This is a genomic window from Vibrio sp. YYF0003 (assembly GCF_036350715.1).
Taxonomy (GTDB): Bacteria; Pseudomonadota; Gammaproteobacteria; order Enterobacterales; family Vibrionaceae; genus Vibrio; species Vibrio natriegens.
In genome coordinates this window covers 180,324-202,117 of record NZ_JAZDWA010000003.1, presented here as the reverse complement: position 1 = coordinate 202,117, position 21,794 = coordinate 180,324, and the positions used below count along the sequence as shown (strand labels likewise).

Here is a 21,794-nt window from a genome sequence, read left to right as displayed (position 1 = left end):
TTGTAGTGTACCTTTAGAATGTAAAGCTTCGAGGAGCTACCGAACGCAAGTTTTGTAGTGTACCTTTAGAATGTAAATGACAAAAAGCTGCTTATTGCAGCTTTTTTTATGTCTGTTGTTTTAACAGTCGATAGACTAGACGCTAAATAAGCTAACACCTGTTTCCGTTTTTATCTCTGACTTTCTACCCTCATTCTCCATTCATTTACCTGTTCAACTTTATTAGCTGATAAAGTTTTCTTCCCTTATACACACTTTTCTTTTTAGAATTTGTGATGCTTTCCACCTGTCGTTCCTGTAGTACCTGTCGTTCAAAACTCACTAAAGCACCAATCATGGTCAACATAAGTTGACCAGTAAACTTAGTGCGTACCAATCAGCTATTAAGGTTCATAAGCCACTACTTATCCGAAACTTCTACAACTCAGGTTTTCCATGCTATTAGTAATTTTATTAATTACTAATATTCAGTTTGAAGAAGCTGATTTTTGCACCCCAAAACGTGTTGACAACTAGGAAGCCCCCATACTGGACTAATTCAGGGCCGAGTAGGCTCTTCTTCGGTGTTAACTGCCCAGAGGTTATCTAAAAGAACGTCATTACTGTCAGGTTTGCTGTTATCGCTCAACTCATCTACTTGAATCAGCATAGGTAAATCAAACGAAGTACCAGTGATAATACAAGAGCCTCTCGATAGGTTCGGAATTAGTGAGCGAGAGACAGAATCTAATGTACTAATGGTGTTATCCAGCAAGAACAAATCACGGTCGTTAACTAAACGATGGATAAAGAAATTATGCAATTGAGACATAATAGTTGCTGATATATCCGCAGGTCGTTGGCTTGATAATGTAAGGAAAATACCGAACTTGCGACCTTCTTTAATCAATTCCTCAAACAATTCTAAACGGTAGTCTTTCCAGTTAGCCTGTTCACGGACTGATTGCTGAGAAAGGATATTATGTGCTTCATCGATTATTAAGTGCAGTGTCTTTTCTGGTGGGCTTTGTTTAACCTGTTTTTTGTGAGAATTGTAATAGTGCTTCGTGATAAGAAGGGGAATGATTTTCTTCACGTCTTGGTTGCAATTACGCAGTGAAATGACGGTTAGTGCTTTATTGTCAGTCGCAACACTTGTTTCCACCTTAATCACCTTAGACAATCCTCCTAGCGAGGATTCTGCACGTTTTAATAGTGGCTGTATGTGATCGAATTGAACAAAGTTGTACATCAAATCATTAATCAGCTTCAATTTGCATAGAATTTTAAATTCCTGAAATGCGTCAATGTCATTAATCTGAATGCTATCAACAATATTTTTTAGGTGTATGTCGTATTCAGATTGACCATTAAAAAACACTTCATTCCTGTTACCGAGTAAGAGTTTATATTTGTTTCCGTGCCAGCATACTTTATCGAGGATTTTTGCTTGATTGGTGCTCTTTAGAACACTCTTGATGAGGTCGAGTACTTCAGGCTTCTGAGACGATGAAGTAAAGCAGAACTTAATAGTGTACTTTAAGTAACTTTGAGCACTCGCCTTACCAGAACCATACTTTGAGCGTCCTTGCAGGACTCTATTAATAAACGGCTTCTGTGTATTGGTAGTGGCTTGGAAAAGAATTGAAAGCGTCTCCGCATTCCAGAATTCTTCTTCTGCCAACGGGAATTGATCGACTGCTGTATTCGTATTCAGATCTATAGCGTGCTTATGTTCCAGTGATACGATTTGATCTTTGATGTACTCACCATTGAAATCGAGCAGTACAAACTTACTGACAGGTTTGATTTGCTCATCCTTTTCATCGAACAAAGTAGTGAAGAGTTTCGTTAGAGTATTTGATTTACCGCTACCAGTGTTTCCAAAAATACCAATGTGAGTATTAAACAACTTCTGCCAAGGTAGAGATATCTCAATCCCTTCTTTTAACAATGATCCAATGCAGAAATCTGATTCAGTACCAGATGAATATACTGTCTTTAAGGTTTGCTCAGGTAACAGGAAGGCAGGATCACGGATTAACGGTAAGAATTTGATGCCTTCAAAGAACTTTCCATTTTCAATGTAGCCAATAGGTCGAACATGTACTTTTCGGACGTACTCGATTTTATCTGTGCTCTCTTGGAAACGTCTTTCATCTAAGTACTCACCTTCAACGATGCATACAATGTCACGGAATCCACGCTGAATTGAAACGTACTCTCTGATAGATATACCCTTGTATCGCTGACCTTCATAGAAAATGGTGTCTTTGTTCGATGTCTCATCAACGGTCAACGTAATTTGAATGCCATTTACCGCTGTGACCTCACCAATGAAAATGCTCATGCGTCATCCTCACCAAGTGTCAAGACGTGAGAATTGAAGTAAGAGAAATCTAATGCTTTACCTTCTTCATGGACAACGTACTTGATGTTATTGAAGTCAGAGAAATGCTTCTCCAATTCAGGGATCATGGTTTCTCTGTAGCAACAGATGTATACCTGTAGAGTAGGGTTCGTCAGAGAGCGTTTAATCAAGTTCCTGATATGCTCATCAGCAAATGAGAACCCGAAGGCTATCAATACGCTATTTGGCTTTTCTAACTCGTAACTAAGGTGACGCAGCATCTGGTAATAGTGTTCTTCAAATACCGTTTCGTGAAACTTCCATTTCGTAGGGTTCACGATAGGTAACTGGTTATATTCCCTGTAGAAGTCATCTTGTATGTTCTCGAATGCCGCTTTGTTATCATCATCGATAGTCATTGAACACAACTGCTCCACCGTGTGAGAGCCACTTTCTAGCATCTCTTTGAAGTCACCGTAGTAAATGCTGTCGATTGAGGACTCCGAAACGATTTGATCCGCAGAAGAATAATCAACGAGGATAGAATCGTTGTGCTTACGCCAGAATGCAGAGCCGTGAAGGTGGATAAGATTGATTTGTCGTTGGACTTCTTTGTTTCGGTCGAAAATACCTGATTCCGTTGTCATGCAATCAAAGTTACGAGCCTCAACGATTTTCTTATGGAAACCACGAGAGCCATCGTTGATGTTAAATCGAATGGATTTTTCTTCGTAAAGTTCATCTGCTGCATAGGCTAGGCAGGAATCGTAGTTTGTGGTGAAGAAATTAATCTTTCTGTCGTAACCTCGTTTTCGGCGAAGAATTTCGAGGTTCAATTTCATGAACTTCTTATAATTATCGATGACTGCTTGCTCGTCGTCTTCTAAGGCAGTGAAATCAACAGAACTAACAGGCTTAATGCATTCCTCGTAGTAATACATGAATAGCAAGGCTTTGAGGTGTTTAGCGTCAATAGAATCGAACTCGGTAGCCAAAGTTTCTATCGTCTCCCATTTCCCCTCAGTTTGCATGTCTAATGCAAGAGTAGGGAATAGACCTGCCGATGCTCCTGCACCAATCAAATAGTTTATGTTCTTGTCGTGTAGGTCGTTCAGATCGATTTTGGAAGTCATCATAAGGTCGAATGCTCAGAATGATTATTAAATTTGTTGATAAGCAACTGTTGTACAAATGAGATTATCGGGAAATGAAATGACGGTCAATTCCCGATAAGTAGTGAGGATTTCATAGTGAGTGGAAGGGTTGGTCTTTTACTTTGTTTATTAGGTTTTTCCATAGTTGAGTTAATTTGAATTTGGCTAAATTAGCAAAGCCGCTGACTCATCTATGTCCAGAAACGTGTTTCAGCGGTGATGGTTGTTGTGTGATGGTTGTGATTTGGTGTTCGACTCGTCGGTATCAATCTCCCTTTGATCTCGACGAGCGAGACTCGTGTGGGGAGATGGGGTGGCGCAAAAACAGGGGCATTGACCTTAAGGTCAGCACCCCACGCGCCAAGCGCAGTCCCACGCGTTACAGCTCTCTCTAATTCTTCTAGCTGGCTATTTGTATCCAGTAGCGCGCCATCTGGCCTTCAAGCTTATTTAACTCATCATAAAGTTGCTGTTGTTCTTTAAGGATCTGATCGTTTAGCCTAAGCAGTTGGCGCGTCACCTCCGGCTGGACCCACGGCTCTAAGTACGGCTTATTAGAAACCTGGCGCATCTCGATGCCTCCTCCTTGACAAGGCGGCCAAACCCGCTCATTGCGGTGCAGAAACTGCATAACCTGCTCATCGGCCATTTGAAGGTTTTGATCTTCAAAGAGCTCCGGATCTGCCTTTTCCGGATCGACCTTCATTCTCACCTCGACCACCAATGCTGCTGCGCAAAGGCGAGTAAAAAACGCCAAGCACCAGTTTCTAGGTTCGGGGATGGTCGCCTCATCTGGGTAGATAGCGTCGTCGATATCCATTCCGAGTATCTTATCCAGATCAAAACAGTCTTCCGCGACGATGTCGTACACATCGCTGGCAGTCACGCGGCCAAGTTCCGATGAAATGGTGCAGTAGACCTGTCGTGTGGTGTTCAAGCGAGGGTCGGTCACCACGAACTCCAGGTAGCCGAAGGGTCGATAGGGGCCTTCATAAAGATTGCTCACCTCCCAGAGGCGATTATTCGGGGTTAATATCACGCAGTTATCGTGAGCCTTCATTTCTTGCTTCAAAAACGCCACTAATTCGGGTAGCCAATTCGCCATGTTTTTCAGAGTGGTGGCCACCCTGCCTACAACCAGCGTTTTTGGGGTTGACAACGCCAGTGAGAAATATGAGCTCTGATCCATCTCCCCAACGATGAGGCAGGTGAAGGCTTCGTGGGTTCCAGATTCCGGTCTTCCAAATCGGATGTGATTGATGGACTCAGCACCCAACTGAAGCAATGAAGCAATCACCAAGAGCTCCGTCTCACTGATCCCCGTTTCCTCTGCAATGGACGTAGCAAGGTGACGAAAGTGAGTGATGTCCGATAGCGAAATCGGCAGATATAAGTGGGTTTGCTTATTACACGCCACCATGCCGCCGTAACTGGAGTAACCCAGACGCTTACTCACCGCGGTCAGCAGCTTGCCCGTGGTCAAATTATCAATACTTTCCCCGCCAAATAGTTTTTTGGCGAGATCGCAAAAGCGGGTGGCTTCGTGTTTTAGTGTGGCTAGGTTGTCGATGTCGACAGGAATTTTTGGCATGACGGATCACCTCATATTCATTACACAAGCCGCTGATTTTCAGTGTAAAGGTAATTGTCAAATTTGGATTGATAATCGTTATCGAGCTCGAACCAAGGCGGCGGGTAAGAGCGATTGAACTATATCGCTAAGGGGGACCCCTGACAAGGGGGATGCGACCAACCGAGCTCAAGATGAAGTTCTAGTCTGAATCCGTTTCTTTATTTGCTTTACGCCTTTTCAGCTCCTCTCTGGCCCATTTTGAAGACTCCTGCATGTCTTTCCTCAAATCTTCAAGTTCAGTGTCTGTGAGGCGCCTTGGCGGCTCTGTATTGGGTTCTTTTCTTTTCATGTTACCTCCATTGATCAAGTTACGTTGATCTCAATGGTTTAATTCATTCCCTTCCTGGCGTTCAACAATCAATCATCTCACCATATGCACTAATGCTCAATAAATAACCTATGCTGACAGCTGGTGACCAAGTTACCAATGAGGGAGTCCAGAGGGGCTTGCCCCTTTGGGCATAGCGCAGCGTGAACTTTTAGAACGTTAGTTCGCGAAGACATTTATTCATGGCGAGGTACGAGGCATGAATAAATGGATGAAGTAGATCTAACCTTTAGGTTATGAAGTCTGTACAAGTCTCACTTCCGAAGTCCTACTTTGGAGTCTTACTTTGGTAATTTTGAGATATATAAGAGTCAAATTTAGTGATTTTGAAGAGGAGAACAGTTGCTGTTGATGAGTGAGTTATTTAAATTTTGACTTATTTAGCGAGAAAATCGTTCAAAGTTGAGGGAATTTTGAACATTGGTATATTTCGGGCGCGAGAATACGACCGAAGTAAACCGGCGTATTTAAAGATGAGGGGGCTGGTCGTGACTTAGGTATCCTCAGTTATTGAGAATATAAGGGTCGCCTTCTGTATAACGATAATCTTGTGCAGCCTGTAGTGATATCGCCATTGAACAGGCTATGCGAGCACTATGGCCTTCAAACACACGCCATTGGTTGCTTAGCCCCTTTGCTTTGAGAGACTTCAACGCCTGCTCTTTTTGTTTAGCTAGCCAGTCTGTTTTAAACCCGAGTTCACTCATGAACTTTTGGGTGAACCATTTATAGGCCGGTTTATTGAAGACCTTGCCCTCACTCGTGCTTATCTTTGCCGTGGTACTATTTAAATATCCAGCATCGGTTAATTTTTTGATGTACCTGTACCACGTAGAGCGAGGGATAGTTTCGTTATGTAGCTTTTTATGGCGGTCTATAAAGTCTTCGTAAGTTATGGGATCTAAGTGCTCTTTTTTCGCAACACCAATACGCAAAGTAGACCAATCTAAATCGTCGAGTAAGGTTTCTAGTAATTGAGACATTCGAGTTCGGACGTCTTTTCGGCTAATCCCTAAAGACTTGAGCATGAAGCTACGACTTGGGTAATTGTATAATCGGCATGAAGCTATACGAGTAGCCTCTGGAATAGCTCTGGCCTTTTGTCTGCGGAATCGTGAGTGCTTCTTATAGCGGCGTTTATTATGATTGTTTTTTCTCTGTGTTTCGCCAGCCATAGGCTCGCTCTCGGAAAAAGGCAAAAACAAGTGTGAAAGTGAACACTGTCTCTCGTCGGTGTTTGCACTATAATCTGTAGTTGTCATGTTATACCTCAATGGAAGGTGTAATGTGAAAATGTGGGCCGGTGTTGAGAGCACCGGCCTATGTGTTTTTTACTTACGTGAGTTGAATGGCCAGCCTCTAAGGTGATTGAGGCTTTCATATATCGATAGTGTTCCTCGATACGCTCTGTATGCTACTTTGTTCTGAATTGCTTCTAGAAAGTCAGCCAGGCGATAAAGTTGCTTGCTATATTTGGTCGTATGAGCCCATTGAACAAAGAAGTAAAGTACGAGCATGACCAGGGCCATGAACGCCCAAAAGGCCCCAAAGTCTGTCCAGTTTTGAGGTGGGAAATGCAAATCCATTGTGATTCTCCTATCTGATTAAATGTCTTCTTGTTTACTTTGAGTTCTGATTGTCTCAGCCAGGCGGCCTCCCACAGTTTGACTGATACGGTTGCGTGCAATATCTCCAATCCCTTTTGCTAGATTTGCTCCAGTTCCTGCTGCAATTCGTCCTGCTTTAGCTGTGGATGCGATAACGCTGCTTGAGTCCGTTTGCATTCCTGATGCCTGGGCGAAGGGGGAGCTACCTGCTCCAGATTCTTCGGATGTTGTAGAAGAGTCGCCACCAATAGAGCCCGTCATCGTCTCGGCCATTTCAGAATTGGAAGCCGCCTTGAATGCAGCTTGCAGAGCAGAGGATCCTCCTGCCGTTCCCATAACTGCACCAGTAGCCATACCACCAGTAGCCATTGCGGCTCCAGCCATCGCGCTAGCACTTACATTTCCTGAGCTAGTAGCTGCACCTGAGCCTGGTATTAAGTTCGCGACTATATTGGGTACGGAGTGAATGAGTAGCATTAGAACTACGGATACTACGAAAATAACCAGTAGCTCTTTCATTGAGGTGTTTGCTGATAGTTCGGTATAAAAGCTATCCATAATTGACATAGCGACACCGATCATTAGCGTCATGGTCATGAGCTTTAAAGCTAGGCCGAGTACATTGCGGAAGTAGTTAATAGCAATATCAGAGGTCCATTTTGAGCCGCCAAAACCCAATACGAAGATTCCAGCATAAGTAAGAACCCAGGCCGAAATTAAAGACAGTAAGACATTAGCTGCGACAACCGTCATGCAAACTAAAATCAGTAATGTGATGATAAATATTGCTAAATTATCAAAGGGGCTTGTATAGCTGTATGCTTCACTTGATTTTGCAATAATGTCGAAAGCTATACTGATTGGTTCTGACGGGGTCAGTTCACGAGGTAATCCAGCCGCTTGAGCACCAATTACTCTTAGTGAATCAATGATAGATGTAGCAAATTCGGGGCCGTTTCTTAGTAGCCACAGGAAGAAGCCGAAGGTGATTATGAATCGGGTAAGCTCGGCAAAAAACTCTCCTATATCAGCCTGCTTTAGTAAGAGAGTTCCTCCTGTCCACACAAGGGAAATCAGCCCCAATGTCCAAAACAACCAACTGGCATAGTTAGTTATCACACCTGCCCAAGAGCTGCTTACTGTAAGAAAGTGAACAGCTACATCATCCAGTACACCGTTAGTTTCGATTGCTGCATTAGCTGTTGCTGAAACTATGGCTAACGCCGAAAGAGTGAGTAGTCGAAATATCATTACTAGAAACCCTTATTTTGGCTGCGTTCCGTTGGATCACCCAAGTCCCATAAGCAGTCTGCTTGTTCTTTTTCTGCTGTTGTTAGGCTAGGAGAGTCACAATCAATCTGTTCAACGTTTGAGGGCTGACCACAACCGCTCAAAAGCAATGAATAGCTGAGGTATAAGGTCATCAATATGAATACTTTCATACTTAAAACCTCCTGTTTTTCGAACGATCTGTAGATGAAGAAAAGTCAAAGAGCGCTTCATGTGCGGCTTGGTGTCGTGCTTTCTGATCGGTTTCAGCTTGTATGTGTGTCGTCACGGCATTGTATTGAACTGTCATCAGACTACGTATCTGTAAAAGTTGGCTGCTTTGCTGGCTAGCAAATTGGTTCGCATATTGAATAGCTTCAAGTTGTCCTTCGGCCTCTTGAGCTTGTCGTTGTAGTTTTTCTAACTGCTTAGCATCGCTTTGTAAGGCTTTAAATTGCTGACTAATACCCTTAATCACAGCCTTGCTCGCAGATACTTGAGATTCGGATGAAATACGACGGTTTTCATTCATTGCCGCCCATTCTGTGTCACTACATCCTTGAGCTGAGAAACACGGGGAATTACGGTAATAAGAAACGTCTTGAAATTTGCTTAGGTAGTCATCGAGGCTACCAAGTTGGTTCTGATAGTAGGCGAGTGTATTGGTCGCTTGGTTAAGTTCATTAATAGTCGATTGAGCTTGGTCCCAGATATAAGAGGCTGGAGCCATTGTGTTTTTTAATTGGTTTTCATACTGCTGAAGCTGCGTTTTGTACTGTTGGATTTGTTGCGCGGTTTGAGTTACCGCTTCCATTGCGGAAAGTATGTTATGAGGCAGGTTTAGACTATCGACTACAGGAATACCTGACCAAGAGGGGCTTACATAGCTCCAAAGCATTCCAATAGTTAGAACGTGAGTTTTAGCAGCTAAAATTTTAGCCGCTAAAATTTTCCTTGTTAGTTTCATTGTGATTCCCTTAACTGACGGTGTGCTGTGTTTATCGACTTCTGTTTTTTCTAGATTGTTTTTCTTGTTTCTTTGCCATTTCAGCTACCAAACGAGCTTTACGCTGTTTGTATGCTGAATGTTCTTGAACTTGTGGCTTTTCAAAGCTCAGAACTGCAAGCTGAGGAAGGTTACTGAGCTTATTGCGTCTGATGATCGGTGGAGCTTTGCCAATAGGTGAGATATCACGACGTTGGTTGTTCTTCGTTACATCTTGATTGGAAGAGAGTAATGAGAGCCGCCTTTGCTCTAATGCTTTATCGCTAAAGGTGATAGGTTGGCGGGTATCAACCGCTGCACGAATCACGTAAGCCTTAAATTTAGGGGAGCCGTTAACGCTGATTTGGTTGCCATATCGTGCCATTGCGATTTTTAGTGCTTGGACTACGGATTCTTTATCCGCTTGGCCCGATACCTGAAGGCGTTTACCATCATCACGTATTGCTCCGTTTTTGGAGCGAAACAAAATGGTTCCAGTTTTGGTAATAGAATCAATGACGCTTGTGAAGTTTGTTTGTTCTTTTCCATTGCCTTGTAGAGTGTTACCGTCTAGCGTTTGTGCTGCCTCTCTCGCTCGCAATGCGGCCAAAGCGTTTAGGTCACCCTGATGGGCTTGATGTTTTAACCAATCGGCCCAAGTTCTTTTGCTATAAATTTTGTAGATTGCTTGGCGATCGTGCTGATATTGTTTTTGAACTAAAGCAATACTCTTTTGGAGAGATTGGCTTGCCTGGGCATACAGCAAGCGCTTAGTAAACTTACCGCTATTGGTGAGTTTTATTGCCATGCGACGCACTTTGCCTTGTTTCTTGGCATATAGAACTTGCTGATTTTTCTTTTGACGAAGTGTCTCTAATGCGGTGGCTCTATTAGTTGCAAGGCTCTTTTGCTCTTTCTGATATCTGGCGTAAAGATCCGTTGTATCTATTCGAGTCTGAACAGGCTTTTTTTGGTAACTGCGTTTTGAGCAGGATTTATTATTAATAGTTTGGCGTGGCTGAAATGCGCCGAAGCGGGACTCCAACTTTGGTTTGGATAAATTGCGATCCAACGTGCTAGCCTTTATCGTGACTCCAGTGTTGGATGAAATCACCAAACCATTGCCTTTTTCTGAAAGTGTTAACCTATTTTGGCCTAGAGTCGCGTGTAGCTCAGACCATGATTGTGCGGCTTTGATTTCGTTTATACACTCACGCTTAATCCATCCAATTAGGCTTTCAATGCCGGAGTGACGCTCCATATCAGCAGCGCGTGCAGCACTGAGGTTTTGTTTGGGTGTGTGATTGTCTTGTTGTAGTCCAAATGCTTTTTCTAATCGTTCACATTGTTCTGCAAGCGTACGATGTGAATAGTACGGTTCATGAATGGTATGGCGTGATGGATGAATCTTATTAATTGCCACGTGAACATGAAGGTTGTCAGTATCATTGTGAACGGCACTGATACGTTGGTGTTCACCAAAACCTAGACTTTCACATATACGCTCTTCGATCTTAGAAAGAACATCAGAATTAACTTGTTCTCCAGCACGGAAGCTAATAATTAGGTGGTAAGTCTTGTCACCTTTCGCTCTAGTGTTTGTTTGCTGAGTGGCTAATACCTCGCAGATCACATCTCTAATCGAATCTGCATCGCAGTTAGTCAGTCGCACCTGGCCTAACCGATGTTCTTTGCTTTGGGTATCAGTGAGGTAACGGACTAAGCCTGAAAAATCAGACTTACTCGATGAACGCATTGGGATGTGTTTAGCAATCATGGCTAGGACCTTTGACTAAGAATAGATTCCATGAGCTCGCTCATCTGAGCTTTGGTTGAATCGATGCGATTTAATACTGCTTTAATGGTAGGTGTGCCGATTTGAGCGGCCTTAGCATCATTAGTTAGCCAAAGCTTTAGTAATCCACCAAGTCTGCCAAGGTCACCATTAACTCTAACTAGTTCACGTACTTGCTCTGCATCAACGACGCTTTTCACTTGGCGTCCTTGTCCAATTCGTCGTAGATAGGTTGAAACACTGAGACCAGCTTGTTTGGCATTAACCTCAATCGCTACACGTTCACTAGGTAGGCAGTAGACTTTAAGAGGACTTGTGTTCTTCCTAGTGACTTTTTCTTCATGCTGCATTACGTGTTCTCCTATCGAATCTTCTATCACTGAATTGATCCCGCAGGGCAGGATTACCGTTGAGCGCCGCAGGTGCGAATAAGGGAAGTGAAGAGTCATCGCTATGCTTGCATAGTGGGACTCCTTCACACATCCTGCCCGCAATATCGCCCACATCAGTCATCAAGAAAGGGCGGCGCTACCGCACTGTTATCACGCAATTGCGTAGGAATAGACGCAAAATGGCGCGAAAAAGACCAAAAATAGACAAAGTAGTGTGGTAGTTGTGCACTGGTTGCGTTTTAACTGAGATACAGCTGGGTATGCACAGTGTTTGAATATATTCATATCAAGTCCTCTTTATTTGGCTGTGAATTAAAAGAAAAACCGTTTATGTCACGAGAGGTTTTCTGCCTTTCTGATTTCTCTTTTTCGGGTGGAGTAGCCACTGAGGTTTGTGTGATGTATTGCTTCACATAACGCAGGAAAGTCTCGTAGCGAAATGCGATGAGATTTCTTTCTGTTAGGTAAGTCCAAATAGTTTTTAAGTTGTAACCAGCGTTAATTGCTTCCTCTACATCGGTTTTAACGCCAAGAAAAGTTGCAAGTACTTCTTGCTTATTTGGAGGACGGTTGTTTTGTTGTCTTTGAATAACCCAGTTCTGTAGTTCTTTGACGTAATCAGACATATCAAGCCTCCATGTATTGGGAAGAAGCTTGGTCAATCAAATTAGCTATATCGGAAACTTTAAAGTAAACACGTCTACCTATTTTGACTCGGTTTGGCTTGAGTTGATTTGCTAGTTCACAGTTAGTCCGAAGAGTAATTCTTAATCCTTCAGGACTGCGATGTAGGATCTCCGCAACTTGAGAAAACGAAAGAAGTGGTGAGCCTCCGTATTTTCGGTACAAAAATTCCTCAGTGGTCATGTCGCTCTCCTTAGTAATCTTTAGTAATTATTGCAACTTAAGAGTTGATAATTGCAAGTTCACAATATGAACAAATTATCACATCGTCAAGGTTGATAAGTATTTGATTATTAAGAGTGTTTAGCTAAACTTTTCTGGTTTTTGTGTGATTTTTTTCGATATATTGTTAGCTGATTAAGAGATATTTGATGAGATTTTAGCGGCTAAAATTTTTGACGAGGGAATATAAAGAGTATTTCGTTTCGATATATCGAATGCACAAGGCTTTATTGTTAAGTATGTTTTTATTAATGTCTGATTTAATTGTGGTTCTAGTGAGGGGCTCCAGATTTATATTGGGGTAATTTCGATGTCTTGGAGGTTTATGAAGAGAATGCTAGTCGTTCACAAGGTGTTGAGTAGAATAAAAATTTTTCGTGGATGATTACATTATAATCGCTAAATATGCCGTTTGATCACAGATTATTTTTTTAAATTATGTGAAGTTTATTCCATACTTTTGCGGTATGTTTACTTTGTAAAGTGACAAAAATAATAGGTTTATATTCTCGGCCTAGTTAGGTATGTAACTAATATAAAATATATTAGGTCGCATCGTTGTTCGTATGGGTATTCTGGTATGTAAAAATGGATGAACTTGGATTTGATTTTAATGATGCTGCTGCTTGGTTTCATCATCAGCAGAATGAGCCTTTCGCATTGGTTAAGCTAACCGAAGAACAGGTGAATCAACTTATTGACCGTGCGGGGGTTGCTGTAAGACGATGTTATATATCAGATCAAAAAATCATTGATGCGTCAAATATGTCCGGGTTACCTAAGGAGCAAGTATTAGCTTCACGATTACCTAGTCCGGGCTCTACAATGGCTGGCGATTTTGGTGAAATCCTTGGATATTTTTATCAGTCAACAAAGGAACTTCCAGGTTTTGCTATAGGCGTAAAAAAATGGCGACTTAAGCAAGATAGAACTAAGCCCGCTCCAAAGTCAGATGTTGTTCACTTCGTTATGCCTCATCGACCACAAGCGAGTGGTGAGGATTCACTTTTGTGTGCTGAGGTAAAGGTTAAGTCTACTTCTGGGAGTTCTACTCCAATTACTTCTGCAATTGAAGATTCAGGTAAAGATCAGACAAGTCGACTAGCTTCGACTCTTGTTTGGCTTCGAGAGCGAGCAATTACAGAGCCAGAACAATTAGGCGATGTGGATATTCCACTCTTAAATCGTTTTATTAACTTGGTCGACCATCCTCCCATAGATAGACGATTCCATGCAATCGCGGTTATTTGTGAGGGCTTGGTTGATCAGGAGTTGATAGTTGCTCCTGATGAAGTAGACCCAAATTTTTCGCTGCTTGTCATTGTTGTCCCTCATCTCAAAGAAACCTATGAATCTTTATTTAGCTCATTGTCTAATACATTGGAATACTTAATATGAGGGACACTCTTAAAAAATGGATAAACGACGCTGATAAACTTCGTCAATTAAAGTTTTTTGCAATACCACAAACTCCTATCGATTTAGCTCACGTGGCAAATCGTCCCCAAGACCTTTATATATCTTTAGTCGGTGAGCTTTTTACTCGAATAAAAGAGCCTTCAACATCGAGTTCAGAATGGGCGCAACTAGGTAATGCATTTTTGCAATTCGCAATGGAAATGTCAGTTGAACAGCTTGAGTCTTGTGGGGTTAGTAAAGATGAATCAATACTCTTTGCAGCATCATCATTTTATTTTGGTAATTATCCAGCATCTGCTTATCTGGCGATGCGTCATTACACAAGGGCAGTTGATGATAGTAGTTTGATAGCTGGTTTCTATGATTTGCTAGTTAGGCCCGCCGAAATACGCTCTGAAATAGCGCGTAAAGCTCGTATGTCTCTTAGTGACGGTAATGTGGGAATATTAGAGCAATTGGTACAACAGATAGATCAAGTAGCTCATGATGCATTAACCAAAGGGCCAGCCGATTGGGTTGTAGCGACTCTTCTTCAAAAAGTTTTAAAGAGCTTTAGCTATTCTAATATTCGTTCTGTCCTACCAAATGGCAATCATGCATTTTGGTCCCCGTTGGTGAATTCTCTTATTTTTCGACAGCCTCCAACATGGGAGTTTTTTCCATCACAAGTGGAGGCTATTCAACGAGGTTTATTGACATCAACGAGCACTTATTCGTTGCAGATGCCAACTGGTGCGGGTAAGACAACTTTATGCGAAACATTGCTCTACACTCATTTGAAAAGTTCTGTTGATGATGTTGCTATTATGGTAGTTCCTTATCGCTCGCTAGCATCTGAGTTACGCGGGACTTTGGTGAGGCGGTTAAATTCTCTTGGAATTGCTTCTCGTTGTGCTTATGGAGGAACCATACCAGTTGGCGATGAATTACATGAACTAGATAATGTTCGAGCTGTTATTGCAACGCCTGAGTCACTCTCAGGCCTACTTGAAGCAAGCCCTAACTTCTCCAGTCGAATAGGATTAATCATTATTGATGAAGGGCATTTGTTGGATGGTGAAGGGCGGGGGATAGGATTAGAGCTACTACTAGCGCGTATGAAAGGTCATGTGGTTAAACCTATACGTTTTGTTTTTATCTCAGCGATTGTCCCTAATGTTGAGGAAATTAATGCGTGGTTAGGTGGCCATGACCAAACGGTTGTTAGAAGTCTTTATAGACCTGCAATTGCTGAATTTTCAGTATTGAAATCCAATGGTAGTGGTGTTGGCAGAACCATAGACCTGAAAATGCACCCGCATGAAGACTCTGAAAGGCAGTTCAGTGTAAACGAATTTTTAGATCGTAAAACATTCTCATACGTGAATCCAGAAACAGGGCGATTGAAAACTTACAAATTTGATTCGATTAAAGTTCAAGCTATTGCCGCTGCTCGTAAATCTCTTTCAATGGGAGCAACTGCTATATTCGCTGCAAATAAGCGAGGTAAGCAAGGTGCAATAGGTATTGCTGAATCGCTTGTTGAGCAGTTGTCTATCGATTTGCCAATCCCCTCTCCAATGGACTTTTCTCGGAAAAATGTTCTTCAAAAAGCGATTGATTACTTTGATAAAGAATATGGTTCTAACTGGATTGGTACTCGAAGTATACAAAATGGATTTGCATTACATCATGGTGATATTCCTCAAGAGTCGCGAGAGGTTTTAGAAAAGCTTATTAGGAATCAAGATGTAAAGTTGGTTATTTGTACCAGTACACTTGCTGAAGGCGTTAACTTACCTATTCGTACATTGGTTTTATATTCAGTTCAAAGGCGGCATAGTAATCAACTACAGAATATGTTGACTCGTGATATCAAGAACTTGGTTGGTAGGGCTGGTCGAGCAGGAGCAAATACCAAAGGCCTAGTTATTTGTGCTAATCCTGACCAATGGGGGTTGGTGAAACCAGTTGCCATGCAAAGTCCTGGGGAGCCAGTTCGAGGCTCTCTTATGGCATTAGTGGACTTAATGACGAAGTTTCTTACCCAGAATAATGTTGTATTAAACAATCAGTTTTTAGAGCAGAACTCCATAGTTCATCCTTTGATTGATGGCGTCGATTCGACGTTAATGGAGTTGCTAGCTGATGAAATGGGTGAAGAAGAGTTTATTACTCAAGCGACACAATTAGCAGAGCAAACCTTTGCTGCTGCTCAGTTAACTGATGCTGCTGCTCACAATTTACGATTAGTCTTTTCGTTAAGAGCTATGCGTATAAAAGAGTTCCAAAAAGCAGGGAAAATTACATGGGCAAGAGAAGCCGGAGCGAAGATCCGTTTGATTGAGTCTGTTGAGCAAAATCTACTACCATTAAAAGCTGATTGGAGTGTTGCTTCCTCAAGTCTTTCGGATGAGGTTAGAGTGCCTATTTTTCAATGGGCTTGGACACTGATTGAACTTCGAGAAAAGGTTAAAGAGTGCTTTCGATTAGGGGAAAATGAGAATGTGGAAAATTACAAGGAGCGATTTTTTGAGATTGTGCGACTCTGGATGTCTGGATATAGATTTAGTGATATAGCTGCCCAGACTTCTATTACGGTCGATGAGCTTCTTACAGTACATTCCAGTGGTATTACATTTTCTTTGCAAACAGTAGTCGAACAAGGCATCAGCTTGCTGGCTAAAAGATTAGAGTCCGATGGAGTGTTGATTTCCGAAGGCGTTAAGAACTTTCCAGAGCACTTAAGGTTTGGTGTACCGACAAACTATGGTAGAGCTTTGGCTGAAAAAGGTGTTCGACACAGAACTGCCTACGTACAGCTTGGTACTGCTTTAGAGCACAATAGTTGGCAAGGAACAGAGCATGAGGTATCTATGGCTGCCCTTAATTCAATTACAGGGTATTCTGACCAGTGGAGAGCAGTCTTGGGTGAGTTAGTGTACCAAAACACGTTATCTGATCTTTCTTAGCTTTAATGGAGATTATGTGAATATTGTTTTACTGAATAGTTACCCCGAATATCAATAAACCAGCTTTTCTGAAGAAAAGAAGTTGCTATGACTGATCCAATTTAGATACATATTGACATATGAGGGGCACATTGCTCTTACTCTTTTTGAACTTTGGTAATCGCTTCCCGTACTTATGCTCTGAGGCGAAGACAACAACTAAGCATTTTTGCCGTTTTTTGGCCGCGCCTCTCACATGTCAATACATTGTAATTGTTGAGACTTGAGCAATGTTTGTTTGATCGAACCACAAAGAGCATACTACAACGCATCGTAATTATTACTTGCACTGCTTTTTCAATATTTATATCCCAGGAGTATGAATGGCATCTACAAACGTCAAAGAGTTTGTTTCTGAAAAAGCGAAGAGTCTCGATAGGGAGCAAATGGCATATTTGATTAGCTTTATATTTCTTCTGTTAATTTTGCCGTTATCTAAGGTGACCGACTTTCCTGTTTATTGGTTTAGCTTTGGGGCTTGTATTAGTGGTCTAGTTTTTTACTTAATTGGAGCGACTGAAAAGCTTACAAGCAATGTTTTTGGAAAAACTATTGCAAGTATTGCAGTTATAGGTTGCACGACGTTTAATCTAGCGATGGCTCATTCATTTGTAAATTTTGCGTTAGAAGCTCCTGTAAGCCCCTTTGGTTACACAGTGACGATCAGCGCAATATTATCAATTCCTTATACAGCGTCGCTCTTCTTAGCGTTTGGTTTTGTATTTTGGTTGATGGTCATTTTAGTAACCTCAATCATACCCCTGTATCAGCTACCACTACACAAGCTATTTGTATTTTCTAAAATAAAGAAACTGCTTAACGATAACCCTTTAGTCTTAATTGGACGACTATTCTCGGCTACTGTTTTATTCTCTATAGCTATTGGTTTTCTTAAAGATAATCAAGGGTATATGGATGCAACTTCCGGATTTACCAGGTGGTTTGCATATAATCTAGAAATGGAGAAATTTTCGTATTGTGATGTTGATGAAAATCAAAAGGTTGCATATCTTGGCTCAAACAAGATAGTTGTTGGGCAAGAGCAAGGAGATACATATAAGTTCAAGGTACGCGACTGTGAAATAGATAGTTAAAGTGATTCTCCACGCTTTGCATCACAAGCTTAAAATTGGGTTTGTGTTGTCGGAGCAAAAGTTTAGGCATCGTAGCTGTGTTGCGTAGACCTTAATACGGTGTCGTGTTTCTCGGAATAAGGTATGAATAAACTAATAAAAGTAATAGTTGGCTTTCTTGGAACTATCCTCGTTGGTGCAATAGGAAGTGGTGTTTGGGAACGACTTTTAGGACCAGTATTTGACCTTTTCATGTCTATGGTTAACCGAGTGCTATTTTCAATTTCATCGACCTACGAAGACTCTATTTATAAATCGGCATCAACATTTACTGATGTAGCAAGGTTGAATGGTTGGTTCCTGTTATTGTTCGCAGTTCTATGTGTGGTCTGGATTAATACAATTGCAAACAGTGATAATAATAAGTCACGTTTTTCACTTTTGAGGCAAACGTTTGAAGTTTATTTTAGAAGCAAATCTGCAATGGTTGTTGCATTGTTCTTATTCGGACTTTGTTTCTTCTTGTTTTCTCGTGAAAGTTCGATACTAAAAGTTAAAAAATATGCAATAGATAGTATGGAGATTGTTCGTCCTTATATTACTCATGACGAGTATCTAAAATTAAGGTCCGATTTTTTGCTAGTTGATAGTAAAGCTTCTTTTCAGGATTTCCACCATAGAATTGACACCGCTGCTGAAAAAGGAGGAGTTGAACTCGGTTCGTTTGAGTTAGATTAAGCGTAGCAACGAATCAAAGTTGATTCGTGACGCGTGGCATTTCACTATGAATGCGTTTGGTGTTTGAATCTCCCTGTAAAGGCTTGGGTATCGTGCTACTCAACTTAAATGAGTATTGGAACGCATGATAAAAACAACGTTTGATTATGAGGTAAGAATAGATGCCAGAGAGGCTAGAGTTAACAAAGAATGCACATTTTTATCTCCCTAAGAACGAAATAACGGATGATGTAATCCGAAGTATTCTGGAGGCTGCATCAGATAATATTGAAGGTGGCGGAAGTTATCTAATTGACGAGTTTAGGGAAGAAAAATTTGTTGATGAGAGTCAGTTTAATTATGTCTATTCAATTAAAGTATTCCCTTCTGTACGGCCAGTATACTTCTTAGATGATGAGGTTGAAGATAGGATTCATGCGTATATTATTATAATTGAATACACTGATCACTATGCAGTGCTTAAGAAAAGCTGCTCAAACATCTCCGAACTTATCAAAGATAATTTTGAGTTAATTGGTAGTACAGAATTGAGTCGAACTTTCAATCACGATGCTGAATATCAGAAGATGGCTTTAAGGAACATGACTATTTCTGATAGGGCTATGCGAGCAAGATCTTATGAGGCGGCAGATCTAAAGGGGTTACTATCGACTCACTCAGCAGGCCGCTCAATTCCGTACTACCTAAAGATCAGGCAAGGTGCATCTACAAAATCAATTTCTGGTACAGGGCGAATTGTCGAAGCATCGCAAAGAATATCAATAGACAACATAGCGTTATGGGTGAAAGAGCAAGTAGATTTGCTTGCAAATGCAAGTGACAATGAATTTCTTGAAGCTTTTGCAAAGAAAGTTGAACTTGAAGATGTTCTTGCGATTACTACACCAAATGCTTTGTTAATTGAGAGCGCTCAATTATCCGAGCGTATAGAGAAAGACAGTCTACTCATCAAGTACAAATCTAAGCGTGGCAAAACAATAACAGTCTCAAATAGGGTAAAAAAAAAGCTATTTCAAGAACTTGAGAAAACTTTCGAAGTTAACTCGCACGATGAGATTATCGGTCACACAACCGATGCTAAGATCAGAAGAAATCCTAAGACTCTTACGATACAGTCTAAAAAACTGACGAGTTTTAGAGTTGTTGAAAATGGTAAAGAAATTACGCTACAGAGGTACATCGTAAAAAATGGTTTTTACAGCATCACCTTTGCAGATCCTAAGTATATGTACTTTATGGGGGCTTGCTTTAAAGACTCCTCGGGTATTTCAGAAATAAATAGTATCCTGGATATTCTTCACCCTATTGAGCAAATGCAACAAGTAACTTCAGAAAAAGGTACTTTCTCTGCCGATCAAGTTGCTTTTACTGATGGTTCGATGTTTGAGCTCATAGAGCGTTTGCATGAAGAAGATGACTATGTTTTCTGTGATGACTTGGGTATTGAGTGGGCTGACCATATAACTTTCAATCTAGCTGAAGGCTGTATTTCTTTCATTCACTCAAAGCATGGTGATGAAACTACTTCAGCAAGTAAGTTGCACGACGTAGTTGGTCAGGGCATTAAAAACTTAGGTAATATGTTTTTTACTCATCAGCAGTTTATCCAAAGGGTTGAGGACAAGTTCAATGGATTGTATTCAAATAATAGTACTCAAACCCAAATTCATCGTGTTCGTAAAGGGGATACTACTTATGTTGATGAAAATCTTGAGAGTCTACTAAAAAACTATCAGCTTCATAGAAAGTGTATTCTAAGCTGCTCTTTTATGTCTAAGTCATCAATTGAAACACAATTTAGAAAGATTCAACGGGGAGAGCCTGTCCAAGGACATATCACGCAGTTGCTGTGGATTATTTCCTCCTTTGCCCATGCTGTTAGAGACATGAATGCTATTCCAATAATTTATTGTGCGCCGTAGAATCTGAGCTATTAGTTTGCTCAGTATGAGATTTTATCCTCCTCTCAGACTTTGGCCCCTCAAGTGTCAATAATCCAGGCTTATGTAATGAGAATAAGCCGCTATTACTGGGTTAATCCCAATCGTATTGACACTTGAGGGGCGCTTTAGCTAAGCCTTCTTTCCTTTCGCAATCGCATCCAGTTCTTCAACCAGGTCTTCTGCTCTGAGGTGCGTGTAACGGCGTAGCATCTGCATTGATTTGTGGCCGCTGATGGCGGCGACTTGCTGATCACTTAGCCCGCCTTCAACCAAACGGCTGACGCTCTCGTGGCGCAGGTCGTGGAATTTAAAATCCTTCAGGCCAATCTTGGCTTTGATCTTCATCCATACCTTGTTGAAGTTGTACGGGCGTCGTTTGCCGTCTTTACCTGGTTCGCCAAAGAAAATCAGGTCGGTATCAATGGGGCGTACCGGATTATTAATCGCCTGCTTAAAGGATTCTAACGCCAGGAGAGAAAGCGGAACGGTTCTTGGCATGGTATTTTTGGTTTCGACCAGGAAAACCACGCGCTTTTTCAAATCAACCTGAGAGCGGCGCAGAGAAGTGATTTCAGAGGAACGCATACCGGTTTCCAGCGCGATACGAACAATCCAGGCCAACATCGGGTTGGAGTGCGCCTCAACGGCTTCTAGGAGCTGTAACTCTTCTTCCTCAGTTAAGCGTCGTTCCCGGCCAGAAGGCGGGGAGGGCTTACGAATATTCTGGACTGGGTTAATGGCCAGGCCGATACCCCATTCTTTAATCGCAATGTTGTACAGGTGACTGAGCAGGGCCAGGTCAATGCGCACGGTATTAGGTGAGCGTGGCTTGGGTGCCGGGTTACCTCTGGCGTCACAACGGTCCAGGCCCGCTAACCGGTCGTCTCGATACTTGGCAATGATTTCGGGCGTCAGGGCGGCCAGGGAGTATTTTCCCAGGGCTTTGATAATCGGTTTGGAATGTCTCGCGTCACAGGCAGCGGTCGCCGGTCGTTTGGTCGGTGAGATTTCTGCCAGGTAGCGTTTTAATGCTTCTTCAATGGTGAGGCGTTCAGACGAAGAACGTTTGATATACACGCCACGTACAATTTCATCTTCGGTGCGTCTTGCCCAATCCTCGGCATCGCGTTTGAGACGAAAAGTTTTAGACGTTGTCGGCCAGCCGGTTTTTCGAATAACGGCTTTCCAGGTACCTGAAGAAGTTTTAACTAAAGTTGCCATGTGAGTACTCCC

Annotated in this window: 17 protein-coding genes; 5 read left to right on the top strand and 12 right to left on the bottom strand. The window is 41.8% G+C overall.

All coding sequences use genetic code 11. The annotated features are described in order from the left end of the window. Positions 1-538 precede the first annotated feature (538 nt). The 11 genes from V1U08_RS11180 to V1U08_RS11130 all read right to left on the bottom strand — a co-directional run bounded on the left by V1U08_RS11180 (position 539) and on the right by V1U08_RS11130 (position 12,118). The gene (locus tag V1U08_RS11180; RefSeq protein WP_330470604.1) at positions 539-2,329 is read right to left on the bottom strand and encodes an ATP-binding protein; all 1,791 of its coding nucleotides are present in this window, start codon (positions 2,327-2,329) and stop codon (positions 539-541) included. Further along, positions 2,326-3,465, bottom strand: a complete 1,140-nt coding sequence (locus V1U08_RS11175; protein WP_276454290.1) for an SIR2 family protein — start codon at positions 3,463-3,465, stop codon at positions 2,326-2,328. The genes V1U08_RS11180 and V1U08_RS11175 overlap by 4 nt, the downstream gene beginning before the upstream one ends. A gap of 418 nt (positions 3,466-3,883) precedes the next feature. Next, a complete protein-coding gene (locus V1U08_RS11170) occupies positions 3,884-5,074 on the bottom strand; it encodes a hypothetical protein (protein ID WP_330470603.1) in 1,191 nt (396 codons plus the stop codon). A 181-nt stretch (positions 5,075-5,255) separates the two neighbouring features. Then, complete coding sequence (locus V1U08_RS11165; RefSeq protein ID WP_021450167.1) at positions 5,256-5,405, bottom strand: hypothetical protein; 150 nt, start codon at positions 5,403-5,405, stop codon at positions 5,256-5,258. A gap of 542 nt (positions 5,406-5,947) precedes the next feature. Beyond that, on the bottom strand, positions 5,948-6,427 hold the full coding sequence (locus V1U08_RS11160; RefSeq protein WP_154707523.1) for a hypothetical protein: 480 nt from the start codon (positions 6,425-6,427) through the stop codon (positions 5,948-5,950). Positions 6,428-7,048: 621 nt separating this feature from the next. Next, a complete protein-coding gene (gene trbL, locus V1U08_RS11155; RefSeq protein ID WP_330470602.1) occupies positions 7,049-8,302 on the bottom strand; it encodes a P-type conjugative transfer protein TrbL in 1,254 nt (417 codons plus the stop codon). Between the two features lie 2 nt (positions 8,303-8,304). Next, the gene (locus tag V1U08_RS11150) at positions 8,305-8,493 is read right to left on the bottom strand and encodes a hypothetical protein (protein ID WP_268853847.1); all 189 of its coding nucleotides are present in this window, start codon (positions 8,491-8,493) and stop codon (positions 8,305-8,307) included. Positions 8,494-8,495: 2 nt separating this feature from the next. Beyond that, positions 8,496-9,269: a P-type conjugative transfer protein TrbJ gene (gene trbJ, locus V1U08_RS11145; RefSeq protein ID WP_268853875.1), complete on the bottom strand. Its 774-nt coding sequence runs from the start codon at positions 9,267-9,269 to the stop codon at positions 8,496-8,498. 49 nt (positions 9,270-9,318) lie between these two features. After that, a complete protein-coding gene (traI, locus tag V1U08_RS11140; RefSeq protein ID WP_330470601.1) occupies positions 9,319-11,082 on the bottom strand; it encodes a TraI/MobA(P) family conjugative relaxase in 1,764 nt (587 codons plus the stop codon). 2 nt (positions 11,083-11,084) lie between these two features. Beyond that, positions 11,085-11,450, bottom strand: a complete 366-nt coding sequence (traJ, locus tag V1U08_RS11135) for a conjugal transfer transcriptional regulator TraJ (protein ID WP_268853849.1) — start codon at positions 11,448-11,450, stop codon at positions 11,085-11,087. A 323-nt stretch (positions 11,451-11,773) separates the two neighbouring features. Further along, positions 11,774-12,118: a TraK family protein gene (locus tag V1U08_RS11130; RefSeq protein WP_330470600.1), complete on the bottom strand. Its 345-nt coding sequence runs from the start codon at positions 12,116-12,118 to the stop codon at positions 11,774-11,776. Between the two features lie 868 nt (positions 12,119-12,986). Here V1U08_RS11130 and V1U08_RS11125 point away from each other — a divergent pair. The 5 genes from V1U08_RS11125 (at position 12,987) to V1U08_RS11105 (ending at position 20,540) form a co-directional block, all read left to right on the top strand. Continuing rightward, a complete protein-coding gene (locus V1U08_RS11125) occupies positions 12,987-13,796 on the top strand; it encodes a Hachiman antiphage defense system protein HamA (protein ID WP_268853851.1) in 810 nt (269 codons plus the stop codon). Further along, positions 13,793-16,768: a DEAD/DEAH box helicase gene (locus V1U08_RS11120; protein WP_330470599.1), complete on the top strand. Its 2,976-nt coding sequence runs from the start codon at positions 13,793-13,795 to the stop codon at positions 16,766-16,768. Before V1U08_RS11125 ends, V1U08_RS11120 begins: the two co-directional genes overlap by 4 nt. Before the next feature lie 362 nt (positions 16,769-17,130). Continuing rightward, a complete protein-coding gene (locus V1U08_RS11115; RefSeq protein ID WP_268853853.1) occupies positions 17,131-17,901 on the top strand; it encodes a hypothetical protein in 771 nt (256 codons plus the stop codon). 123 nt (positions 17,902-18,024) lie between these two features. After that, on the top strand, positions 18,025-18,618 hold the full coding sequence (locus V1U08_RS11110; protein ID WP_330470598.1) for a hypothetical protein: 594 nt from the start codon (positions 18,025-18,027) through the stop codon (positions 18,616-18,618). A gap of 161 nt (positions 18,619-18,779) precedes the next feature. Beyond that, positions 18,780-20,540, top strand: a complete 1,761-nt coding sequence (locus tag V1U08_RS11105) for a hypothetical protein (protein ID WP_330470597.1) — start codon at positions 18,780-18,782, stop codon at positions 20,538-20,540. 150 nt (positions 20,541-20,690) lie between these two features. On the opposite strand, the gene V1U08_RS11100 is transcribed toward V1U08_RS11105, so the two are convergent. Continuing rightward, a complete protein-coding gene (locus V1U08_RS11100; protein WP_330470596.1) occupies positions 20,691-21,782 on the bottom strand; it encodes a site-specific integrase in 1,092 nt (363 codons plus the stop codon). Between the last annotated feature and the right edge of the window lie 12 nt (positions 21,783-21,794).